The 20,782-nt window shown below is 65.0% G+C and carries 21 protein-coding genes and 1 pseudogene; 6 read left to right on the forward strand and 16 right to left on the reverse strand.

Features of this window, described 5'->3' with window-relative positions:
• Window positions 1–193: 193 nt before the first annotated feature.
• Window positions 194–2,038, forward strand: a complete 1,845-nt coding sequence (locus DEBA_RS11255) for a methyl-accepting chemotaxis protein (protein ID WP_013259058.1) — start codon at window positions 194–196, stop codon at window positions 2,036–2,038.
• 64 nt (window positions 2,039–2,102) lie between these two features.
• Here DEBA_RS11255 and DEBA_RS11260 read toward each other — a convergent pair whose 3' ends face one another.
• The gene (locus DEBA_RS11260; RefSeq protein ID WP_013259059.1) at window positions 2,103–2,831 is read right to left on the reverse strand and encodes a TIGR04219 family outer membrane beta-barrel protein; all 729 of its coding nucleotides are present in this window, start codon (window positions 2,829–2,831) and stop codon (window positions 2,103–2,105) included.
• Window positions 2,832–3,209: 378 nt separating this feature from the next.
• On the opposite strand from DEBA_RS11260, the gene DEBA_RS17160 reads away from it, so the two are divergent.
• Window positions 3,210–6,371, forward strand: a complete 3,162-nt coding sequence (locus tag DEBA_RS17160; protein WP_050762333.1) for a sensor domain-containing protein — start codon at window positions 3,210–3,212, stop codon at window positions 6,369–6,371.
• Window positions 6,372–6,378: 7 nt separating this feature from the next.
• On the opposite strand, the gene glpK is transcribed toward DEBA_RS17160, so the two are convergent.
• The 6 genes from glpK to DEBA_RS11295 form a co-directional block, all read right to left on the reverse strand.
• The gene (gene glpK / locus DEBA_RS11270) at window positions 6,379–7,896 is read right to left on the reverse strand and encodes a glycerol kinase GlpK (RefSeq protein WP_013259061.1); all 1,518 of its coding nucleotides are present in this window, start codon (window positions 7,894–7,896) and stop codon (window positions 6,379–6,381) included.
• A 63-nt stretch (window positions 7,897–7,959) separates the two neighbouring features.
• Window positions 7,960–8,148 carry a hypothetical protein gene (locus DEBA_RS11275; RefSeq protein WP_013259062.1) on the reverse strand — a complete coding sequence of 63 codons (189 nt, stop codon included), beginning with the start codon at window positions 8,146–8,148 and terminating at the stop codon, window positions 7,960–7,962.
• A 46-nt stretch (window positions 8,149–8,194) separates the two neighbouring features.
• Window positions 8,195–9,574 carry a PAS domain S-box protein gene (locus DEBA_RS11280; RefSeq protein WP_013259063.1) on the reverse strand — a complete coding sequence of 460 codons (1,380 nt, stop codon included), beginning with the start codon at window positions 9,572–9,574 and terminating at the stop codon, window positions 8,195–8,197.
• Between the two features lie 193 nt (window positions 9,575–9,767).
• Entirely contained in the window at window positions 9,768–10,085 is a 318-nt protein-coding gene (locus tag DEBA_RS17165) for a hypothetical protein (protein ID WP_013259064.1), read from the reverse strand.
• Window positions 10,086–10,210: 125 nt separating this feature from the next.
• Window positions 10,211–10,504 carry a hypothetical protein gene (locus tag DEBA_RS11290; RefSeq protein ID WP_013259065.1) on the reverse strand — a complete coding sequence of 98 codons (294 nt, stop codon included), beginning with the start codon at window positions 10,502–10,504 and terminating at the stop codon, window positions 10,211–10,213.
• A 28-nt stretch (window positions 10,505–10,532) separates the two neighbouring features.
• Complete coding sequence (locus tag DEBA_RS11295) at window positions 10,533–11,558, reverse strand: NAD(P)H-dependent flavin oxidoreductase (protein ID WP_280985146.1); 1,026 nt, start codon at window positions 11,556–11,558, stop codon at window positions 10,533–10,535.
• 187 nt (window positions 11,559–11,745) lie between these two features.
• Here DEBA_RS11295 and DEBA_RS11300 point away from each other — a divergent pair.
• Window positions 11,746–12,969 (forward strand): annotated as a pseudogene (locus DEBA_RS11300) (L-lactate MFS transporter); the annotation flags it as partial.
• A gap of 57 nt (window positions 12,970–13,026) precedes the next feature.
• Complete coding sequence (locus DEBA_RS19050) at window positions 13,027–13,449, forward strand: ATP-binding protein (RefSeq protein ID WP_407639299.1); 423 nt, start codon at window positions 13,027–13,029, stop codon at window positions 13,447–13,449.
• 64 nt (window positions 13,450–13,513) lie between these two features.
• On the opposite strand, the gene DEBA_RS11305 is transcribed toward DEBA_RS19050, so the two are convergent.
• From DEBA_RS11305 to DEBA_RS11320, 4 genes are read right to left on the reverse strand one after another with little or no spacing between them, the layout of a single operon-like run.
• Entirely contained in the window at window positions 13,514–13,747 is a 234-nt protein-coding gene (locus DEBA_RS11305) for a thioredoxin family protein (protein WP_013259068.1), read from the reverse strand.
• Between the two features lie 5 nt (window positions 13,748–13,752).
• The gene (locus DEBA_RS17170) at window positions 13,753–14,265 is read right to left on the reverse strand and encodes a thioredoxin family protein (protein WP_013259069.1); all 513 of its coding nucleotides are present in this window, start codon (window positions 14,263–14,265) and stop codon (window positions 13,753–13,755) included.
• A gap of 6 nt (window positions 14,266–14,271) precedes the next feature.
• Window positions 14,272–15,459, reverse strand: coding sequence for a permease (locus DEBA_RS11315; protein WP_013259070.1), 1,188 nt, complete (start codon window positions 15,457–15,459; stop codon window positions 14,272–14,274).
• Between the two features lie 12 nt (window positions 15,460–15,471).
• Entirely contained in the window at window positions 15,472–15,816 is a 345-nt protein-coding gene (locus tag DEBA_RS11320; RefSeq protein WP_013259071.1) for an ArsR/SmtB family transcription factor, read from the reverse strand.
• Between the two features lie 118 nt (window positions 15,817–15,934).
• Here DEBA_RS11320 and DEBA_RS11325 point away from each other — a divergent pair, with 118 nt between their 5' ends.
• Both DEBA_RS11325 and DEBA_RS11330 read left to right on the forward strand, forming a co-directional pair.
• Window positions 15,935–16,312, forward strand: coding sequence for an ArsR/SmtB family transcription factor (locus DEBA_RS11325; protein WP_013259072.1), 378 nt, complete (start codon window positions 15,935–15,937; stop codon window positions 16,310–16,312).
• Window positions 16,313–16,326: 14 nt separating this feature from the next.
• The gene (locus tag DEBA_RS11330; protein WP_013259073.1) at window positions 16,327–17,520 is read left to right on the forward strand and encodes an SO_0444 family Cu/Zn efflux transporter; all 1,194 of its coding nucleotides are present in this window, start codon (window positions 16,327–16,329) and stop codon (window positions 17,518–17,520) included.
• 275 nt (window positions 17,521–17,795) lie between these two features.
• On the opposite strand, the gene DEBA_RS18170 is transcribed toward DEBA_RS11330, so the two are convergent.
• From DEBA_RS18170 to DEBA_RS11350, 5 genes are all read right to left on the reverse strand, one after another.
• The gene (locus tag DEBA_RS18170; RefSeq protein WP_148227856.1) at window positions 17,796–18,365 is read right to left on the reverse strand and encodes a hypothetical protein; all 570 of its coding nucleotides are present in this window, start codon (window positions 18,363–18,365) and stop codon (window positions 17,796–17,798) included.
• A gap of 110 nt (window positions 18,366–18,475) precedes the next feature.
• Window positions 18,476–18,859 (reverse strand): cupin domain-containing protein, encoded by a 384-nt coding sequence (locus DEBA_RS11335; protein ID WP_013259075.1) that lies wholly within the window; start codon window positions 18,857–18,859, stop codon window positions 18,476–18,478.
• Window positions 18,860–18,881: 22 nt separating this feature from the next.
• Complete coding sequence (locus tag DEBA_RS11340; protein ID WP_013259076.1) at window positions 18,882–19,223, reverse strand: DsrE family protein; 342 nt, start codon at window positions 19,221–19,223, stop codon at window positions 18,882–18,884.
• Window positions 19,220–20,410, reverse strand: a complete 1,191-nt coding sequence (locus DEBA_RS11345; RefSeq protein WP_013259077.1) for a radical SAM/SPASM domain-containing protein — start codon at window positions 20,408–20,410, stop codon at window positions 19,220–19,222. Before DEBA_RS11345 ends, DEBA_RS11340 begins: the two co-directional genes overlap by 4 nt.
• The gene (locus tag DEBA_RS11350) at window positions 20,407–20,736 is read right to left on the reverse strand and encodes a hypothetical protein (RefSeq protein WP_013259078.1); all 330 of its coding nucleotides are present in this window, start codon (window positions 20,734–20,736) and stop codon (window positions 20,407–20,409) included. The genes DEBA_RS11345 and DEBA_RS11350 overlap by 4 nt, the downstream gene beginning before the upstream one ends.
• Between the last annotated feature and the right edge of the window lie 46 nt (window positions 20,737–20,782).

Raw genomic sequence — 20,782 nt, forward strand, 5'->3', positions numbered from 1 at the left:
TGGGCAACGCCGCCAACCCACGTCGTTAATCAGGCAATTTGCATTGATTATCAAAACGATGGACGATCTTTTCCCGAAAAGCCAATCCACCGTCACCAGATCGACACATTGCCCCGGCAATATCAAATCTGCCGCGCCGAGGCGATGCGCTCGCCGCGGCCTGCCCCGGCCAAGTCAAAAAAGAAGGTTTCGCATGCGTTTCAGAGGGATCAAAGGCAAGTTGCTGCTGGCGGCGGTGGTGTTGATCGCCGCGCCGCTGGTGATCGTCGGCTGGTTCGCCTTTCAGAAGGCCGGCGACGACATGTGGGAGATGGCCCTGGATGGCGCCAGGGCGTCCAGCAAACACTTGGCGGAGCTGATCGCCCTGTCGCTGGAGTCCAACCTGGTCTCGGTCAACGAGATGGCCAGCCAACAGGCCCTGTCGCGGGCGGCGGGCATCGTGGCCGAGGACGGCGTGGACGTGCCGCGCGCCGAAGTGCATGGATTTTCCAACGAATTCACCACCATCGTCAAGGAGCGCCGCCGCGACCTGGAGCAACTGGTGGCCGTCAACGCCCAGGGCCAGATCTTCGCCGACAGCCGCGAAGGCCAGATCAAGGGCCAGGTTCTGGATAACGCCGCCTTTTTGGAGCGCGTGGCCAAGGGCCCGGCCGTCAGCCAGGTCTTTGCCGACAAAAAAGACGGCCGGCCGCGCATCCTCATCGGCGCGCCAATTTTCGACTGGAAAAAGAACTACCTGGGCGCGGTGGTCTTCACCATGGCCGTCGAGCGCCTGGCCCGCCACCTGGCCGATGTACACCCGGGCCAGACCGGCTACGCCTTTTTGCTCGACTCCACCGGCCGCTTGATCACCCACCCCGACAAAGGCCTGGTGCTCAAACTAAACATCGCCGACGAAGCCGGCATGGCCGCCATGGCCGAAGAGATCCTCGCCGGCCGCGCGGGCGTGACGGAGTATCGTTTCCACGGCGAAAACAAGGTGGCCGCCTTCGCGCCGATCAAGGCCGCCGGCTGGAGCGTGGCCGTCACCCAGGACGTGGCCGAGTTGATGGCCACATCGCGCTCGATCCGCAACGGCGTCTTGATCATCGGCCTGTGCGCCATGGCCATGGCCGCCTTGCTGGGCCTGCCCCTGATTCACCGCATCGTCGAACCCGTGCGCCGCGCGGCCGACCGCCTGGGCCAGGCCGCCGGCGAGTTGAAAAACACCTCCCTGCAGGTGGCCAACTCATCCCAGGCCCTGGCCGGCAACTCGTGCCAACAGGCGGCCAGCCTGGAGCAGACCTCGGCGGCGGCTCAACAACTGGCCGCCCTGATCAACAGCACCGCCCAGCACACCTCCGCCGCCGACGAGTTGATGAACACCGTCAGCCAGGCCTCGGACACGGCCAAGCGACAGGTGGCCGAGCTTTTGCAAGCCATGCGCCAGATCGCCGATGACAGCCGTAAGATCACCGGCGTCGTCACCAGCATCGAGAGCCTGGCCTTCCAGACCAACATGCTATCGTTGAACGCCGCCGTGGAGGCCGCCCGGGCCGGCGAGAAGGGCAACGGCTTCGCCGTGGTGGCCGACGAGGTGCGCGGCCTGGCCCGGCGCTCGTCCGAGGAGGCGAAAAAGACCCAGGCCCTCATCGACGGCGTGCTGGCCGGCATCAACGAAGGCCTCAGGCGCGTCGAGCAGACCAGGGGCAGCTTCGCCGTGGTCGAGCGGACCGTCGGCCAGACCAGCGCCCTGCTCAACCAGATCAGCGCCGCCGCCGCCGAACAGGCCCAAGGCATGGGCCATATCGACCAAGCCGTGCGCCACATCGACCAGGCCGTGTCGGCCAACAGCGCCGCCGCCCAGGAAAGCAGCGCCCACTGCGTCCACCTGGAGGAACAATCCCTGGCCCTGGACCAGATCGCCGCCGACCTGGCTCGCATCGTGCTGGGCCAACGCGGCAATGGCGACGGCCCTGGTCAGCCCGATCGCCCTGCCGAACCCATGCCGCCGGCCCAGATCGCAACGCCGCCCAGGTTGTCGCTGCCCCGCGAATGAAAAAAGCCCTCGCCGCGTCTAGCCGGGCGCGGCGGGGGACTTTGGGCGAAAGCGCGGCGGGCGATCAGATGTCGAAGCCCACTTCCATGAAAAAGCCGCCCTGCTTGATGTCCATGTTCAGTTCGTCGTCGTGGCGCGGGCCGTCGGCATTTTGCAGGGTCATGTAGCGATAGCCAGCGCCCATGAACAGGTAGTCGCCAAAGGGGAAGATCTCGACCTTGACCATGGCGTCGCTGGTCTTGTCGTCATTCCAGGAATAGCCGCGCAGTTCGCCGACCAGGGCGAAATAGCGCACCGGCTGGATGCGCGCGCCGGCGTAGAGCATGGGCAAGATCTTGTCGGCGTCGACGCCGCGGGTCTGGCCCTGGTGGGAGAACTTCAACTCGGCGTCGTAGGAGCGGGCGCCCACGCCAAAGGTGGCGTCAAGCACGTCGGAAGTGGCCGCGCGCAAAAACGGCACATGCCAATAGGCCGTCACGTCCAGAAGCTTCAGGTCCACCTCGCTGGAGGCGCGCCCGCCGTCGAGCTTGAGCGGGGCATACTCCACCTTCACGTCGGGCAGCAGCGGCACCGGGTGTTCCAGGCGTAGCCACAAATCCAGGTTGGCCTTGGTCTCCAGGCCCAGGTCGGAGTCGAGGTCGAGAGTTTCGGCCTTGCCGCCGGGCGTGACGAACCAGGCGCCCACCGCGCCCGAAAAATCGAAACCGGCCGGGCCGGCCCAGGCCGAGCCGGCGGTCAGACAGGCCAGCAAGGCCAGCGCGGCCAAGGCCTGAAGCGTCTTTTTCATCTTCATGGATTTTTATCCTCGCACGAGGTTGACTCACTCCGCCCGAAAGCTTCGAGCGCTATCCTCTTGTTAAGTAATCTTGTGTAGCATGCCCGGCGCGGCGATGCAAGCCCAACCGTGCGTCATCACGGGGCAAACACCACGAATCGGCAATTTATCCTAGCGCCCCAGTCTATAATTGTATAATGATGTCAGCCGGCAACCAAGCGGGGCGGCGGCGTGGTTCATTGCCCTTGCCTCCAAGTCCGGCGCATATCATAATTCGAAGTGATCACGAATTTACGAACCAGATTTCCGTTATCAACAGCGAACGGTTCTCCATGGGCCAACACCTCGGAGCCGATCCCAGTGAAGCCGCCCCGCGAAAATCCGCCGCGACCGCCCATGACGCCCCTCTGGCTTGGAGCGGTTCTGACCGTTCTGCTGCTGCTGATTATCGGCGGCAACATTGTTTCGGCCTACGTCAGCACCAACGAATTCGCCGAAACCGAAGTGAAGATTCTGGAGATTTCCGGCGAGATAGCCGGCCTGCAAGACATGCTCTCGTGCAGCGCCCAGCTTGCCGTGTCCACCGGAAATCGATCATGGCTGAAATCCTACGCCCGCGACCGCGAGAGGTTGAGCGCGGCCATGATCGAGGCCTTGCGCCTGGGCACGCCAGCCTTTGCCCAGGCCCTTTCCGACGTGCGCGCGGCCGAGGAGCAACTGCGCGGCCTGGAGGACAGGGCCATCGCTTTGGCCAGCGCGGGCCGCCGCCAGGAAGCGGCCGAGTTGCTGGCAAGCGCCGCCTTCTCCCAGGCCAGCCAGGAGTATGTCGCCGGCCTGCGCCTGGCTCAAAAGGTGCTGCTGCGCGAAGGCGACCAGAAGTTGGCCTACATCCGCCAGACCAACCAGGTCGGGGCCATCCTGGCCTCGGCGGCCATGGTCGCGCTGTTGGCGCTTTGGGCCTACGCCATCCCCTTCGTGCGGCGACATTTCAACTTCATGGAAAGTTCGCGCCGCGCCCTGGAGTTGGCCGGCCAGGAATTGGAGCAGAAAGTCCGGGCGCGCACGGCCCAGTTGGAGCAATCCAACGACATGCTGCTCAACGAGATCGAACACCGCAACGAGGCCGAGCGGGCCCTGCGCGAATCACGGCAGAATTATCTGTCCATCTTCAATTCGGTCAACGACGCCATCTTTGTTCACGATAGCGAGAGCGGCGTGATCCTGGAGGTCAACCAGCGTTGCGAGACGCTTTTCGGTTATGCCAGGGCCCAATTGCTGGCGCTTTCCGTGGCCGACATCAGCGCCGGCGACGCCCACTCCAACCAACAAGCGGCCTGGGAAAAGATCCAGTCGGCCATCGAGGGCGGCGCCCAGGTTTTCGAATGGCTGGCCAAACATCAGTCCGGCCGATTGTTCTGGGTCGAAATCAGCCTGCAAAAGACCGTCTACCAGGGCAAAACCCAGTTGCTGGCGGTGGTGCGCGACATCGATCAGCAGAAGCGCGACCAACAAACCCTGCAAACCCAGCGCCACCTGCTGGAGCTATTCGTCGAGCACGCGCCGGCCTCCATTGTCATGCTCGACAGCGACCTGCGTTTCGTCATGGGCAGCAAGGCCTGGGTCGACAGCTTCGGCCTGCGCGGCCAGGATCTGACCGGCCGCCAGCTTTACGAAATCCTGCCCAATCTGCCCGAACGCTGGAAAGCCGTCTACAAACGCTGCCTGGACGGGGCCGTGGAGCACATGGAGGAAGACATCCTCGACCGCCCCGACGGTCAAGTCGACTGGTGCCGTTGGGAGTGCCGGCCGTGGTATTCGGCCGAGGAAAAAATCGCCGGCCTGATGCTCTACCTGGAGCTGATCACCGACAAGAAAAAGGCCCAGGATCAATTGGACCTGGCCTTCAAGTTCTTTGACAACGCCATCGAGGGCGTGATGGTCACCAACGCCGAAGGCGTCATCGAGACCGTCAACCGCGGTTTCACCATCATCACCGGCTACAACCCCGACGAGGCCATCGGCAAGACGCCGCGCCTGCTGCGCTCCGACCACCACGGGCCCGAATTCTACAAAGCCATGTGGCAGTCCATCCGCCAGCACGGCGAATGGTCCGGTGAGATCTGGAACCGCCGCAAAAACGGCGAGGCCTTCCTCGAGTGGCAGACGATCATGGCCCAGCGCGACGCCGAAGGCAACGTCCTGCGCTACGTGTCGATCTTCCACGACATCACCGACGTGCGCCTCAGCGAGGAAAAAATAGAATATCAGGCCAACTACGACGCCTTGACCGACCTGCCCAACCGCACCCTGTTCATCGACCGACTCAATCTGGCCATCGATCAGGCCAGGGCCGCCAAGCAGATGGTCGCCGTCATATCGCTGGACCTGGACAATTTCAAAAACGTAAACGACACCCTGGGCCTGCCCCTGGGCGACCAGTTGATCAAGCTGGTCGGCCACCGTTTGGCGGCCATGGACGGCCCGAGCGTCAACGTGGGCCGCCAGGGCGGCGACGAATACCTGATCATGGCCGAGGGCCTGACCCACCCGCGCCAGGGCGTCAAGGTCGTCCACGACATCAGCGCGCTGTTCGCCGAGCCGTTCCACCTGGCCGGCAAGGAACTGTTCCTCACCAGCAGCATGGGTCTTTCGTTCTATCCCAACGACGGCGCCGACGCCGCCACCCTGCTAAAAAACGCCGACACCGCCTTGCACCAGGCCAAGCTGCGCGGCAAAAACACCTATCATCTTTTCGAGCCCAGGCTCAACGCCATGGTCTCCGACCGCCTCAACCTGGAAAACCGCCTACGCAAGGCTCTGGAACGACAGGAGTTTTTGATTTACTACCAGCCCAAGGTCGACTTGCGCGACGGCCGCATGAAAGGCATGGAGGCCCTGATTCGCTGGCAAAGCCCCGACGAAGGGCTCGTGCCGCCCGACATGTTCATCCCCTTGGCCGAGGAGACCGGCCTGATCGTGCCCATCGGTCAGTGGGTGCTCGACGCCGCCTGCCAACAAGCCAAGTTGTGGCGCGACAAATACGACCCCGAGTTGCGCGTGGCGGTGAACCTCTCGCCGCGCCAGTTCCAAGAGGTCGACATGATGAGCCTGGTCAGCTACGCCCTGTCCAACTCGGGCCTGACGCCAGACGGCCTGGAGTTGGAGATCACCGAAAGCCTGGTGCTACCAAACCTCAACGAGGCCTCGAGCATCCTGAAAAGGCTCGCCGATTGGGGCCTGACCATCACCATGGACGATTTCGGCACCGGCTATTCGTCGCTGTCGCACCTGAAAAATCTGCCGCTGGATTACCTCAAGATCGACAAGTCCTTCATCATGGACATCAAATCCGAGGGCGAAGACGCCACCCTGCCCGGCACCATCATCTCCATGGCCCACTCCATGGGCATCGGCGTCATCGCCGAAGGGGTCGAGACCCAGGCCCAGTTGGCCATCTTGCGCCGTCTGAACTGCGATTACATCCAGGGCTATTTCTACAGCCGACCCCTGCCGGAGCGGCAGTTCGAGGAGCTTTTGGCCAATCCGCGCCGGCTCTGAAACAAGCTCAATCCTCCTCGACCAGCCAACCCTTGGCCCGCTCCACGGCGCGCAGCCAGGCCGCCACGCGGCGCTGACGCTGGGCTTGGCCCATGGTCGGCCGCCAGGTTTTTTCCACGGCCGCCTTGGCGCGCAGGCTCTGCTTGTCGCTCCAATAGCCCACGGCCAAGCCGGCGGCAAAGGCCGCGCCCAGCACGGTGGTTTCGGTGTTTTGCGGCTTGATCACCGGCAGATCCAGGATATCGCTCTGGAACTGCATCAACAGCTCGTTTTCGACCATGCCGCCATCGACGCGCATCTGCGAAAGGGCCGCCCCGGCGTCGTCGGTCATGGCCCGCACCACCTCCCAGGTCTGCATGGCCACCGCCTCCAGGGCGGCCCTGGCGATGTGGCCCTTGTTGATATAGTGGGTCAGGCCGATCATCAGGCCACGGGCCTTGGCGTCCCAGTGGGGGGCGAAAAGACCGGAAAAGGCCGGCACCAGATAAAGCCCGCCGTTGTCGGCCACCGTGCGGGCCAGGGGCTCGATCTCGTGGGCCGACCTGATCAGCCCCAGATTGTCGCGCAGCCACTGCACCAAGGAACCGGCCACCGCCACCGAGCCTTCCAGGGCGTAACTGACCGCGCCGTCGGCCTCCTGAAAGGCCACGGTGCTCAGCAGCCCGCCTTGGGAGCGCGCCAGGCGGCTGCCGGTGTTCAACAGCAAAAAGCAGCCCGTGCCGTAGGTGTTCTTGGCCTGGCCGGCGTCGAAGCAGCATTGGCCGAACAGGGCCGCCTGCTGATCGCCCAGGTTGCCGGCGATGGGCACGGCCGCCTCCAGCGGGCCGTTGGGGTCGGTGTGGCCGTAGACGCCGCAGGATGGGCGAATTTCCGGTAGCCACTGGCGCTCCACGCCAAAGACGCCCAGCATCTCTTCGTCCCAGGCCACGTTCTGGATGTCCATCAGCAGTGTGCGGCTGGCGTTGGTGGCGTCGGTGGCGTGAACGCCGCCGTGGCGGCCGCCGGTCAGCCGCCAGATCAGCCAGGCGTCCATGGTGCCCAGCATCAGGCGGCCGTCACGGGCGGTCCGGGCCACGGCCGGCGAATTTTCCAGCAACCATTTGATTTTAGCCGCCGAAAAATAGGTGGAGACGGGCAGGCCGCAGACACGCCAGAAAAGCTCGGGGCCGTGTTTTTTTTCCAACGCCCGGCAGATTTCGGCCGTGCGGGCGTCTTGCCAGACGATGGCCCGGCCCAGAGGCGCGGCGGTTTGCCCATCCCAGGCGACGATGGTCTCGCGTTGGTTGGTCACGCCGATGGCCGCCAGGTCGCCGCTGGTCAGGCCGGCCTTGGTCAGGGCCCGCTGGGTCACTTCGTAGGCGTTGTGCAGGATCTCGGCGGCGTCGTGCTCGACCCACCCCGGCTGGGGAAAGTATTGCTTGTGTTCGCGCTGGGCCTGGGCGACGACGTTGCAATCGTGATCGTAGATGAAAAACCTGGTGCTGGTGGTGCCTTGATCGATGGCGCCGACGTATCTGCGCTTCATGATCGCCTCCGCGCTGCGGGTTGGCCTGGGCCGCCGGTTGAACGCCTTTCGCCGCGGCGGTGGTCAGGATGACGGCCGCTGGGGCTTGGGTTCGAAAAGCATGCACGGCTGACCCGAAGCGTTGAGCACCACCTGCCAGGGGATCTGGCGCGAACTGAAGCCCATGGCCAGGCAGGCGTAGGGCCGCTCGGGCCGCCAGGTGACCTTGAGGTGGCGGCACTTGAAGCAGTCGGGATGGCTGGTCTGGGTCATGCCGGAGGCCTTCGACGTGGCCGGCTCGGCGGGCCGCGTCTTGATGTCAGGGTTCCCGGCCGCTGGCGGCGGTCGAACGGCGCAGGTCGAGGATCTTGCTCCCGCCCACGTATTGTTTTGTATGATATTCGGCCAGCCGGTTCAACTCAAAGGTGATCTCGGCCATGCGTTTGGTCGCCGCCAGCACGGTTTCCACGCCGGGGCGGGCGGCCGCGCCGGGCTCCATGTCTTCCAGCAACAGCTCACTTTGCAGCAGCACCGCCTGCAGGGGCTGGTTGAGTTCGTGACAGGCCGCGCCGGCGGTCTCGATGGCCGCCTGCAATTTTTCGCGGGCCACCCGCTCGCGCTCGGCGCGGCGGCTTTCCGAGACGTCGTGCAGCACCAGCACGCGGCCCAGCGCCGCGCCGTCGGGGCCGGGCAGCGGGGCTTGACGCAGTTCCACCTCCAGCATCTGGCCATGGCGGCCTTTTTGCAGCAGGCCGATGGTGGCCATGGCCGAGGTGGCGTCGATGGGCGGCGGCGTGAAAGGCGGCCTGGCCCGTCCGCCCTCCACGGGGCATGGGCCAAAGGTCGCCTCGAAGGCCGGGTTGGCGTAGCTGACAAAACCGTCTTGATCCAGCATGACGATGGGGTCCGGCGAGGCCTCCAGCAACAGGCGGTGGCGTCGTTCACTGGCCTCCAGGGACTGCTGGGCCTGGCGTCGTTGTTCGATCTCGCGGCGCAGTTCGTCGTTGGCCCGGCTCAATTGGCGGCCCTGATCCTCCAACTCGGCGCGCAGGGCCTTGGCCCGCTCCAGGCTGAGCTCCAGGCTTTTGAGCAAAAAGGCCAGGGCCATCACCGCCGTCAGGCAAAGCAGGGTCAGCGTGGCGGTGGCGATATTCCACACAGCCTCGTGGCCGCCCTGGTGATAAAGGGCCTCCCACTCCCGGGCCTTGTCGGGGGCGAGGTACAAAAAGGCCTTCATGGTGGCGAAGTTGATCAAAACGGCCAGCAGGCCGAAGCGCAGGCCCAAAAAGGCCGCGCCCAGCAGGGCGAAGGTAAACAGCCAGATGCGCCCGCTGCCGTGCAGGCCGATGACGTTGACGGTCAGCGCGCCGACCCAATACAGCAGCGAAAGCCCCAGCGTCGCCCGCAGCCGGTAGGGCAAGCGCCAGGCAAAGGTGACCACGCCGGCCAAGGCGTAGATCAGCGTGTAGAGGGCGGCCGCCAGCCACAGTTCGCCTTCGATCACGCCGATCATCGTGGGCACGAATGAAATGGACCCGGCGACGATAAACACCAGAAAAACGGCGAAAAACACCTGCTCGCGCCAGAACCAGAGGTCGTCGGCCCGGCCGTCTTGCGACGGAGCGCCTCGCGAGCCGGCCAGGCGACTGACGAAATCCAGGCCGTGGCGCCACAATTGTCCGCTGTCCAACAGAGCCATACGCCGCCATGGGCAGGCAACGGGGAAGCCCGTCAAAAGACGTGATGATATCTGGCCTTCTGCGCGATTATTTAGCACCGGCCGGCGCGCAAGACAAGCAAAGACTGCCTGATCGGCCCATCAAATATCATCCCCGCCCGAACTGGCCGCCAAAACGCGGGGGCCGAACCCAAAGGCCCGGCCCCCCTCGGCCTCAGCGCCCCGCGGGCGGCCGCGTGAACCACAGCGGCACGTTCCACTCATCGGCGTCCACGGGCAGGCTGTGGGCCCAGCCCCGCGTGGCCGGACGCGGGCCTTCTCCGCTCCACGCCAGCGGCACGTTCCATTGGTCCACGCCAACCGGGGCGTAGCCGCTCATGCGCGGCTGGGAGCGCGGCGGCAGATCGGCCGCGCCGATATAGCCCGGCGGCAGGCTGTTGGCCGCGTCCATGCGCCCCACGTCAAAGGCCTGGGCCGGCACGGCCATGGTCAGCGTCGCTACGAGGGCGGCGATGGTTGCCAGATGCTTCATGATCGCCCTCCTTTCCGAAAAGCGGCTTATGCGCTTTCTGAACTAAAGATAACCATTGCCGGCAACGAAAAAAAGCCCGGACGCCTGGGAAAACGCGTCCGGGCCGATGATTTTTTATAGCTATATCAGTCGCTAAAGTTTTTTGGCACGTTCCATTGGTCCGTGCCCGTGGGCCGGTTTGGGGCCTTGGAGCGGTCGTCGGGGCCAACGGTGCGCGGGTCGCTCCACTGGCGTCGCCATTCGTCCTGGTCCACCACCCGACGGCGCTGCGGCCCCTGATCATAGGGTTTGCCGCCCTGGCCGCTGAAAAACTCGGGCAAGGAATTGGACGCATCGCCCATGCCCGCGTCGTAGGCCGCCGCCGGCCCGGCCATGGCCGCCAAGCACAGCGCCGCCAGCAACGCCATGATCCGCCGCATCGACATCCCTCCCCTTCCCCGGCCCGGCTCAGGCCGGTTTGATGGCCCCGTGCATCCGGGCCGCCTGGTCGATCATGCGCTCGAACAGCTCTGCCACGCTGGGCAGGTCGTGGACCATGCCCACGCCCTGGCCGCAACTGATAATCCCTTCATCCAGCTTGCCCTGGTTGAACATGGCCTTGGCCCGCGCGCCGGCCACGATGGAAAGCACCTCCTCCAGGCCGCCGCCGGCCGCCTCGATCTCGGCGCACTTTTTGGCCGCCTCGTTGGCCCAGACACGGTGGGTGGCCCCGATGGAGCGCATGACCAGCATGGTGTCGGTCTCGCCGGCGGCCAAAAGGGCCTGCTTGAGGTTGTCGTGGATGGGGCATTCCTTTGTGGCCAGCAGCCGCGTGCCGATGATCACGCCCTGGGCCCCCAGGGCCAGCATGGCCAGCAGTCCCCGGCCGTCGCTGACGCCGCCGCCGCCGATCACCGGCAGGCCCAGCGCCTCCACCACCCGCGGGACCAAAACCAGCGTGCCGATATCCAGCGCGCCCGTGGCCCCGCCGTTTTCGTAGCCCACCACCGTGACGGCGTCAGCGCCCATGGCCTCGACTTTTTTGGCGTAGCGCACGCCCACGCACTTGTGGATCCAGGTCATGCCGGCCTGTTTGAAGCGGCCGCACAGCTCCACCGGCGCCGAATGGCCCGAGGTCTCGACGATCTTGACGCCCTGCTCGACCAACACGTCGACGTAGTCGTTGTTGTCGATGGGCCGCATGGAGGGGAACAAGTTGATGTTGACGGCGAAGGGCTTGTCGGTCAGGGCCTTGACGCGCTCGATGGCCGCGGCGAACTCTTCCCGCGTCTGATAGATGGCCGAGGCCAACACGCCCAGGCCGCCGGCGTTGGAGATGGCCGCCACGAAATCGGCGTCGGAGATCCACATCATCGTCCCACCGATGATCGGGTGCTTTATGCCAAGCATCTCGGTGATTTTCGTCTTGAACATCGACTCGCTCCCTCTCGCGCCACAGCGCCCAGGCCCACGATCGGCCGGTTCAGGTTCAATGGGTTATGTTTATTTTTAACATGGCAAAGCCCTCGGCGTATACGGACAAGCATCGCCGCGACGAGCCGCGCGCGGCCCTTGCCCAGGCCGGGGCGATTGTGGCACTATGTCCTCACCCGCGACGCCCCGCGCGGCGAACATTTTCCAAGGCGATCGGTCGGCCACCCCACCACCAACAGAGGTTTTCATGTCCGCTCCCACAGGCAAAAACCGCTGGCTCATCGCCGCCTCGGCGGTGGGCATTCATCTCTCCATCGGCTCTGTCTACGCCTGGAGCGTCTTTGCCAAGCCCATCGTCGGCCAATGCGGCTGGAACCTGGGCCAAACCCAGTTCGCCTTCAGCCTGGCCATCTTGTTTCTGGGCTTGTCGGCGGCGTTTTTCGGCAAATACGTGGAGAAGCACGGCCCACGCAAGGCGGGGCTGGCGGCGGCGACGCTGTTTGGCCTGGGGCTGGCCGGCTCGGGCCTGGCCGTCGCCTGGCAAAACCTGGCGCTGTTGTATCTATCCTATGGCGTGATGGGAGGCATGGGCCTGGGCGTGGGCTATATCGCGCCGATCTCGACGCTGGTCAAATGGTTTCCCGACAGGCGCGGCCTGGCCACGGGCCTGGCGATCATGGGCTTTGGCTTTGCCGCGCTGATCGGCGGTCCATTGATCCAGCGCCTGATCGTCGACATCGGCCTGGCCAACGCCTTTTTCGCCCTGGGCGCGGGTTATTTCCTGCTGATGAGTTGCTCGGCGCTCTACCTGGCCCCGCCGGGCCAGGGCGACCTGACCGAGCGCGCGCGGCGCGGCGCGGCCGGCGGGCCCAGGCCGACCGAGGACCACTGGCGGCTGACAGCCAAACAGGCCCTGCGCACCCGCCGGTTTTATCTGTTGTGGCTGATGCTTTTCATCAACATCACCTGCGGCATCGCCATCATCTCGGTGGCCTCGCCCATGGGTCAGGAGCTGGCCGGGCTCAGCGCGGCCCAGGCTGCGGCCATGGTCGGGCTGATCGGCCTGTTCAACGGCGGCGGACGCCTGGCCTGGGCCAGTTTGTCCGACTACATCGGCCGGGTAAACACCTACACGGCCCTTTTCGCCATCCAGATCATCACGTTTTTTTTGCTGCCCAAGACCAGCGACGCCCTGCTTTTCCAGGGCCTGCTGTTTCTGACCATGACCTGCTACGGCGGCGGGTTCGCCTGCGTGCCGGCCTATATCGGCGATATTTTCGGCACGCGGCAGTTGGCGGTCGTCCACGGTTACATCCTGACGGCCTGGGCCGCCGCCGGCCTGGTCGGGCCGATGTTCGCGGCCCATGTCCGCGAGCACAGCGGCGGCTACTCCGGCATGCTGGGGGCGTTCATCGCCCTTTTCGTCGTGGCCCTGGCCGTTTCGGTGTTGATCCGCTTCGACCTGAAAAAGCCGGCCGCCGCGCCCGAGCCCCAACTGGCCGACTACGCCTCGATGGCCTATCTGGCCATGCCGGCCACCTTCCAGGCGTTGGAGCCGATCAGGCGACTGCTGGTCGGTCAGGCCAAGGCCCTTGGCCTGGATCAGCTCAAAGTCGGCCGCCTGGAGCTGGCCGTGGAAGAGGCCGTCTCCAACGTCTGCCAATACGCCTACAACAACGAGGCCGCGGCCAATAGGGCCGGCTACGCCTATCAAGACACAGGCTCCATCACCGTGCGCGTCAAGGACGAACCAACGCGGGTGGTGGTCGAACTGGAGGACTCGGGCCTGGCCTTCGACCCGCTGAGCGTGCCCACGCCCGATCTGGATTCGTCGCTGGAGGAGCGCCAGGTCGGCCGCATGGGCGTGCACCTCATCCGCCAGCTAACCGACGCCCACGACTATTTCCGCCGCGGCGAGGCCAACGTGTTGCGCCTGGCCATGAACAAATAAAGCCGCCCGTCGCCGGGGCGCGGGCCCTGGCCACGAGCGGCGCTTGACGCCAGGCCGGGGGCGCTCAGCCGCGCAGCCAGGCCTCCACCTCGGCCTGGCCGGGAACCTTGCCCACGCACTTGACCTGGCCGTCGATAACCACCGCCGGCGTGCCCATCACGCCGTGGGCGGCGATGTCCATCATGCCGGTGACCTTTTGCACCGTGGCGTCCACGCCCACGGCGGCCACGGCCTTGTTCACCACCTCATAGGTCTGCTTGCACTTGGGGCAGCCAGGGCCCAACACCTTTATTTCCATGACGATCACTCCATCGGCTGGCCGGAGCGCTCGCACCCTTGGGCCAGCCACTGCTTGATTTTTTCATAGGGCGGCACGGAGCCGACCCAAACCGCCCGGCCGTTTATGACCAGGGCCGGCGCGCCGATGACGCCAAACTGGCCGATGCGCCGCAAATCATCGACATGCTCCACATCGGCGGCCAAGCCCAGCTCGGCGGCGGCGCGCATGGCTAGTTGGGTCAGGCGATGGCATTGGGCGCAGCCCAGGCCCAGAATGCGCACCTCCAAACCGGGCGCGCCGCTCTGGCCGACTTGGCCACCCAGCGCCCGCCGGAAATGCGCCGCCAAGGCCCGCTCATGGGCCTGCCTGGCCCTGGCCGGGATGTAATTGATCGGCGACAGGCGGCGCAACAGCTCCGCGCCCACTTCGGCGTCGGAGCGCGCGGCCCAGTCGTCGGCCATCTCGCTCACGGCCTGGTCCAGCCCTCGCAGGCCCACTTGGCGGCCGTCGATGCCTATCAGGCGCACGTCTTCCATGTTTTTTCAGCCTGCCAACGCGCCGTAAATCAGCCCGGCGATAGTCGACATGACCACGATGATAGAACAGAACACGGCCGTCTTCTTCCAGCCCATGATCCCGCCGATGACCAGCATGTTGGGTAGCGACAGCGCCGGGCCGGCCAGCATCAGGGCCAAGGCCGGGCCCTGGCCCATGCCGTTGCCCAGCAGGCCCTGCAAGATGGGCACCTCGGTGAGGGTGGCGAAGTACATCAGCGCCCCGGCAAAAGAGGCGAAGAAGTTGGCCCACAGGCTGTTGCCGCCGACCATCGACTGCACCCACTCGGCCGGGATCACCCCCTGATGGCCGGGCCGGCCCAGCAAAAATCCGGCCACCAACACGCCCATGGCCAACAGCGGCATGATCTGCTTGCCAAAACCCCAGGTCGACTGCAACCACATCCCCAACTCCCAACGGGCGAACCAGAAACGCAGCATCGCCGCCAAGCCCAGCAACAACCCACCGGCCAGCCACCACTTTACGCCATAAAGGGCCGCCCACAAGCCGCCCTCGCCAGGGGCCGGCACGGCGATGGTCGCCGAGACCAGAATCAACACCAGCGTCAGCAAGAACAGCGCGTCCTGGGCCAGATTGCGGCCGCTGGGCGTCTCCTCTGGCAGGTGGATCTGGCCGGCGTGGCGCTGGGCCTCGTCCTTGCGGAAAATAAAGGCCATGAGTAGTCCCGTGACAATGGCGAAGACAATGGCCCCCACCGCCCGGGCCAGGCCCAATTGCCAGCCCAGGATGCGCGCGGTAAGCACGATGGCCAGCACGTTGATGGCCGGGCCGGAATACAAAAACGCCGTGGCCGGGCCGATGCCCGCCCCGCGCGTGTAGATGCCGGCGAACAGCGGCAGCACCGTGCACGAACACACCGCCAGCACAGAGCCCGAAACCGAAGCCACCGAATAGCTCAGCAGCTTGCGGGCCTGGGGGCCGAAATACTTCAGCACCGCCGCCTGCGAAACGAACACGGCGATGGCCCCGGCGATGAAAAAGGCCGGAACCAGGCACAGCAATACGTGCTCCCTGGCGTACTCCTGAAGCATCATGAAGGCCTCGATCAGCGCCGCGCCAACCCTTTCGCCGCCCCACGGCACGAAATAGGCCGCCAAAAAGCCAAGGATCAACCACGAAAGCTTCTTTAGCTCGTCCTTCAGCTCCTGGTCCATCACGACCACTCCCTAGTTATGCGATTTTTCGCCCACACCGCCGACAATCTCGATGCGCTCCTGGACGCCGGCCCGCAGCACGTTGTCCACGCAATCGAAAAAGCCCATCACGCACGGCGCTTGCAAACGATAGTAAACCTGCGCGCCCTGGCGGCGGTCGGCCACCACACCGGCCGCGCGCAGTTGGGACAGATGCTTGCTGACCGTCGACATGTCCGCGCCCACCAGCTCGGTCAATTGCGCCACGCTCATCTCGCCCCCGGCCAGACGCTCGACCATCAGCAGCCGCGAGGGATGGGCCATGGCCTTGAGCACCCTGGCCCTGGCCTCCAGCTTGAGTCTGGTCTTTTGATCCATGACGCGTCCTCCGTTTATTTGGTTATATGGCCAAATAACCAAATTGTCAAGCGGTCGCGCCCTTGACGCGGCGAAATTTATGTTGTATATGAATAATTGTTCATATACAGGAGCAATCATGACGGCCAAAAAACAACGCCCCGAAGACGAGCCCATCGCCTGCCAGCTCAAGGTGATTCACCTCGACCGCCTGCGCCAAGCCAAAGCCCAAGGCCCCAGCGACGACGAGTTGGAGCGCCTCAGCCTGATCTTCAAGGCCATGGGCGACCCCAACCGCCTGAAGATCCTGACGGCCCTCATGGGCGGCGAGATGTGCGTCTGCGACCTGGCCGCCCACGCCGGTCTTAGCGACTCGGCCATCAGCCACGCCCTGCGCCGCCTGCGCGATCTGGCCCTGGTCAAGCCGCGGCGCGACGGCCAGATCATATATTATTCGTTGGACGACGCCCACGTGGCCGGCCAGTTGCAACTGGGCCTGGACCATCTGCGGCACTGAAGGGACCATGCAGCATGGATACGCTCATCGCCATCGGCCGCGAGGCCTGGCATATCTTGGTCGATTCGTCGGTTTACATGATTTTCGGCCTGCTGGTGGGCGGGCTGGTCAAGGTCTTCGTGCGGCCGGGTTTCGTGGCCCAGCATCTGGGCCGGGGCCGCTTTTTGTCGGTGTTCAAGGCGGCGCTGCTGGGCGTGCCGCTGCCGCTGTGCAGTTGCGGGGTGATGCCGGCGGCGGCCTCCTTGCGGCGGCAGGGGGCCAACCGGGGCGCGGTGACGTCGTTTCTGATCTCGACGCCGGAATCGGGCGTGGACTCCATCGCCATCACCTACGCCCTGATGGACCCGCTGATGACAGTGGCCCGGCCGTTGGCGGCGGTGAGCACGGCCTTCGTCGCCGGCGCGCTGGAAAACCTTAGCGAACGCGAGGGCCAGGCCCCGATCAAGCCCGACCTCAGTTGCCCGGTGGACGGCTGCTGCGACGGCGTGGATTGCCCGCCCGAGGTTCACGCCGCCCACCACGGCTTTGGCCAGAAGGTGCTCGCCGGGGCGCGTTACGCCTTTGGCGAGTTGTGGGCCGAGTTGGCCGGGCTGTTTTTGCTGGGCGTGCTGCTGGCCGGGGTGATCACCGCGCTTTTGCCGGCGGAGCTGCTCTCCAGCTATCTGGGCGGCGGCTTGGCCAGCATGCTGATCATGCTGGCCGTGGGCATCCCGCTCTATATCTGCGCCACGTCATCCACGCCCATCGCCGCCGCGCTGATCCTGAAGGGCGTCAGCCCCGGCGCGGCGCTGGTCTTTTTGCTGGCCGGCCCGGCCACCAACGTGGCCTCGCTGACGATGATGACCGGCCTTTTGGGTAAAAGGGCCACGGCCATCTACCTGGCCGCCATCGCGGTGATGTCGGTGTTGTTGGGCCTGGCCCTGGACGCGGTTTACGTTTGGCTGGCCATCAACCCCCAGGCGGTGATGGGCCAGGCCTCGGAGATCATGCCCCAGTGGCTGCGTTTGGCCGGGGTGGCGGCGTTGCTTGCCCTTTCGGTCAAGCCGCTGTGGTTGAGCCTGCGCTCCAGGCTGAGCGGGGCCGGCGGCCGGACCTGCGCCGACGATTCTTGCGCCTGCCACGATCACGGCCACGGCGCGGCCAAGGGCCTGGTGGGCATCGAGGTCCACGACCACGCCGCCGGCGGTCACGGACATAAGCACAACTAGCCTTGCATGACTAAATAAAAGCCGGCCGCGGACAGCGCCTCCGCGGCCGGCGTTTTTTGTCGCCCAGGTCGGCTCAGTGGTCGAAAGGACGTCTCGCCCCCCGCGCGGAGGTGGGGCTTAAAACGATATTGAGGCCATATCGGCTGTGCTTTTCGAGAAGTAGGCAAGACGGTACAAGAATCACCCCACCAGGGGCGGCAATGTCAGGTAAATACTATATCTGTACATACTATATCTGTGCATTCTGGTTTAATCTGAATCTGGCGCATAATTATTTATTGGTTCGTCCATATCTTGTACGCTGGGACTTCGCGTCCGAGCTTTCTGTATACATATTTTTCGATAAGCCACATGACTGTTTTCGCGCAACATGCGGCGTCGTTACAGCAGGCTCGCGCATCGGCGGTAGTGAAGTGCGCAACCGCTTTATTGGCGGAACGCAACATATTCAGGCATGCACGCTCAATATCGTCTGGATTTCCGGTAGGAGGATCCGATTTCAGTTTATCAGTGGTTACAATTTGTAGCCCAAGATTTGCAATAGTAAAGTCATCTTCTCTCGGATTATACTCGGTAAACTTGCCGTTATTATGATGAATCCCAAGAAAATTCAATAGAACGCGGCAATAAAGAATGCCAGATTCTGCCAAGGCATTAGTTAATGGCCTTGCATCGGGAAAATTAACCTGAGCGCCAGATAACGACAAAGACAAGCTGGAATTGCCAAGGCTAGAATCGAGGACTGAACATGCCCAGCACAACCCGTCAAGAAGTTGCAATCTGTATGGCAAGTGCTCGTCAAGCATTTCAATTTGCTCTGGACAAAGTGATTTTTTGTCAACCATTGCCAAACTTCCATGCATGAATATTGTTATTCTATATCATATAGTTCCTCGTGCATGATGCGCCGCAGGCGATGCTCGCAACGGCGGCGTGGCGCGAGTGGCGCCGGTGCTCAGTGGTCGTGGTGGTCGTGGTCATCATGGCCGTGGTGGCCGTGGCCGTGACCGCCTTGCCCGTGGCCGCCGGCGGCCACGTAGCGAGCCTCCAGGGGCCCCGGCGCGCTGGCCCGCCAGGTCTCCTCGCCCACCAGATGCACGGCCTGGCCGGCCTGCAAAACGAGCTTTTGGCCGTCATGCTCCAGCTCCAGGCTGCCGGCCACCACGCAGATGATCTCCTCGTGGCCCACGCCGGGCTTGAGCAGGCGGGGCGGCTCGCCGGGTTGGAGCACGCCATAGAGCATGTAGCAGGCGTGGGTGTCCAGATCCTTGAGCCCCAGCACCGTCTCGCCGCCTTCACGGGCCGCCCGGCCCACCAGGTCGAAAATCGTCTTGACCATAACTACTCGCCTCCCGCCCGCTTCATGGCTTGATATAGGCCCAGCCGTCGTGTTGCAGCTCGACCAGCTCCACAATGCCGGCCGGCACGACTTCCACGCCGGCCGGCAGCTTGTCGCGGTCCACGCCAAACTTGACCAGGGCGTTGTTGCACAACGCCACCCGCACGCCCCTGGCCGCCAACTCGGCAAAGGCCTGGGCCCTGACCCCGCCGCCATCGTGGAAAAAATTGGCCGCCGGGCCGTTGAACAGCAGCACGATGCGCGCCTGGCCGACGGCCTTCAGGTAATTGTCGATGTTGGCCAGGGCCACGTCCAGGATTTTGTCCTCGGCCATGTCCACATGAAAAACCGCCTTGTGCTTCACGTCGTTCCTCCAGGCAAGATCAGCGCCTCGTCGGGCGCGGGCTGGCCCATGGCCGCACACATCACCGGATCGGCGGCCATGGGGTCGCCGGCCCGGAAACGGCAGCCGCCGCCGCACTCGTCGGCCACGGGGCACTCGCGGCAGCCGGCCACATCGGCCAGGGCCAAGGGCTGGCGTCTGGCCCAGCAGGCCCACAGGCCTTCCTCGGCCCGGCCCAGGGGCGTGTCGAGATAAAAGCCGCATTGGGCCACCCGGCCGTCGGGGGCCACCGTGCACAGGTGCAGCCCGCAGGCCATGCCCTCGCCGCCGCCGTGATAGGCCCCGCCATAGGCGTGGGCCATGGCCTGGGCGGCCTGTTGGGGGGTGATGGCCAGTTGGGGGTTGTCGCCCAGGCGGCCAACAAGGCAGGGCGCGTCCACGCCCCACTCCCTGGCCCCCAACGAGCGCGCCAGTTGGCCCAGGCGCTCGAACTGATCCAGGTTGGCCGCGTGGGCCATGGTGGCCAGCGACAGATCCAGGCCGCGCTCCCGCGTCAGGCGCGCCGCCTCCAGGGCCTTGGCGAAGGCGCCCCGGCCGCGCAGGGCCTCGTGGCCTTCTTCCAGGCCGTCGAGGCTGATCTGCACCTCGTCCACGTTGAGCGCCGCCAGCGCCTCGGAGCTCAGCAGGTGGCCGTTGGACAACAGCACCCGCCGCACGGGCAAGGCGGCCAGGCAGGCGTTGATCTGGGGCCATTGGGGATGACTGAGCGGCTCGCCGCCGCTGATCAACAGCCGCAGACCGCCCATGTCGGCGAACTCGCGGACCAGGGCGGCAAAGAGGCCGACGGGCATGTCCACGGACCTGGCCTGGCCCAGGTAGCAATGCCGACAGGCCAGATTGCAGCGCCAGGTGATTTGCAGCTCCAGATAACGCAGGCTGGGCGTGGGGCTGGTGGGCGCGGCCAAGGGCCGGGGCCGGGGCTGGTCCAAAAGCTCCAGCAGGCCCTCGGCCAGGCAATATTCCAGAAACTCGCGCTCCAGGCCCAGTTGCGAAAGCCGGTTGCCGCCGTTACAGCGCAGCAGCGCCTCCAGGGCCTCGTCGCTGAGCTCGTAAAGTTCGTCGGCGCGGCGGTCGTAGAGGCAGGGGCTTTCCAGGCGGCGCAGGCTGGCGTGATCGGCCAAGCGCGCGAAGGGGTCGGCGATGGTCATGATTGCAGGTCCAATTCGACGCCGGCGGCCAGCAGCCCGGCCACGGCCCGCAGGCCGCCGCAGGGTTGGCATTGCGCGGCGGGCACGGCCGGGTCGCGGAAATCGCAGCCGTCGATCAAAAAGGCGCAAGACCGGCACACGGCCCACAACCGGGGGTCGTCGTCGTCCAGGCCGAACAGGTCTGGCGCGCTCTCGGGCCTCAGGCCGTCAACGGCCGCGCCCAGCCCTGGCCTGGCCGCCAGCCATTCCACGCCGCCGCAGCCGGGGTCTTCTTTTTTGCCGGGCTTGTAGTATCGGCACATGCGCGGGCAGATCGCTTGTCGCATGGGGCAGCCTCGGGTCAACACAGCCAAATAGAAAGGGGAGGCATGC

Source organism: Desulfarculus baarsii DSM 2075, assembly GCF_000143965.1.
Lineage (GTDB): Bacteria > Desulfobacterota > Desulfarculia > Desulfarculales > Desulfarculaceae > Desulfarculus > Desulfarculus baarsii.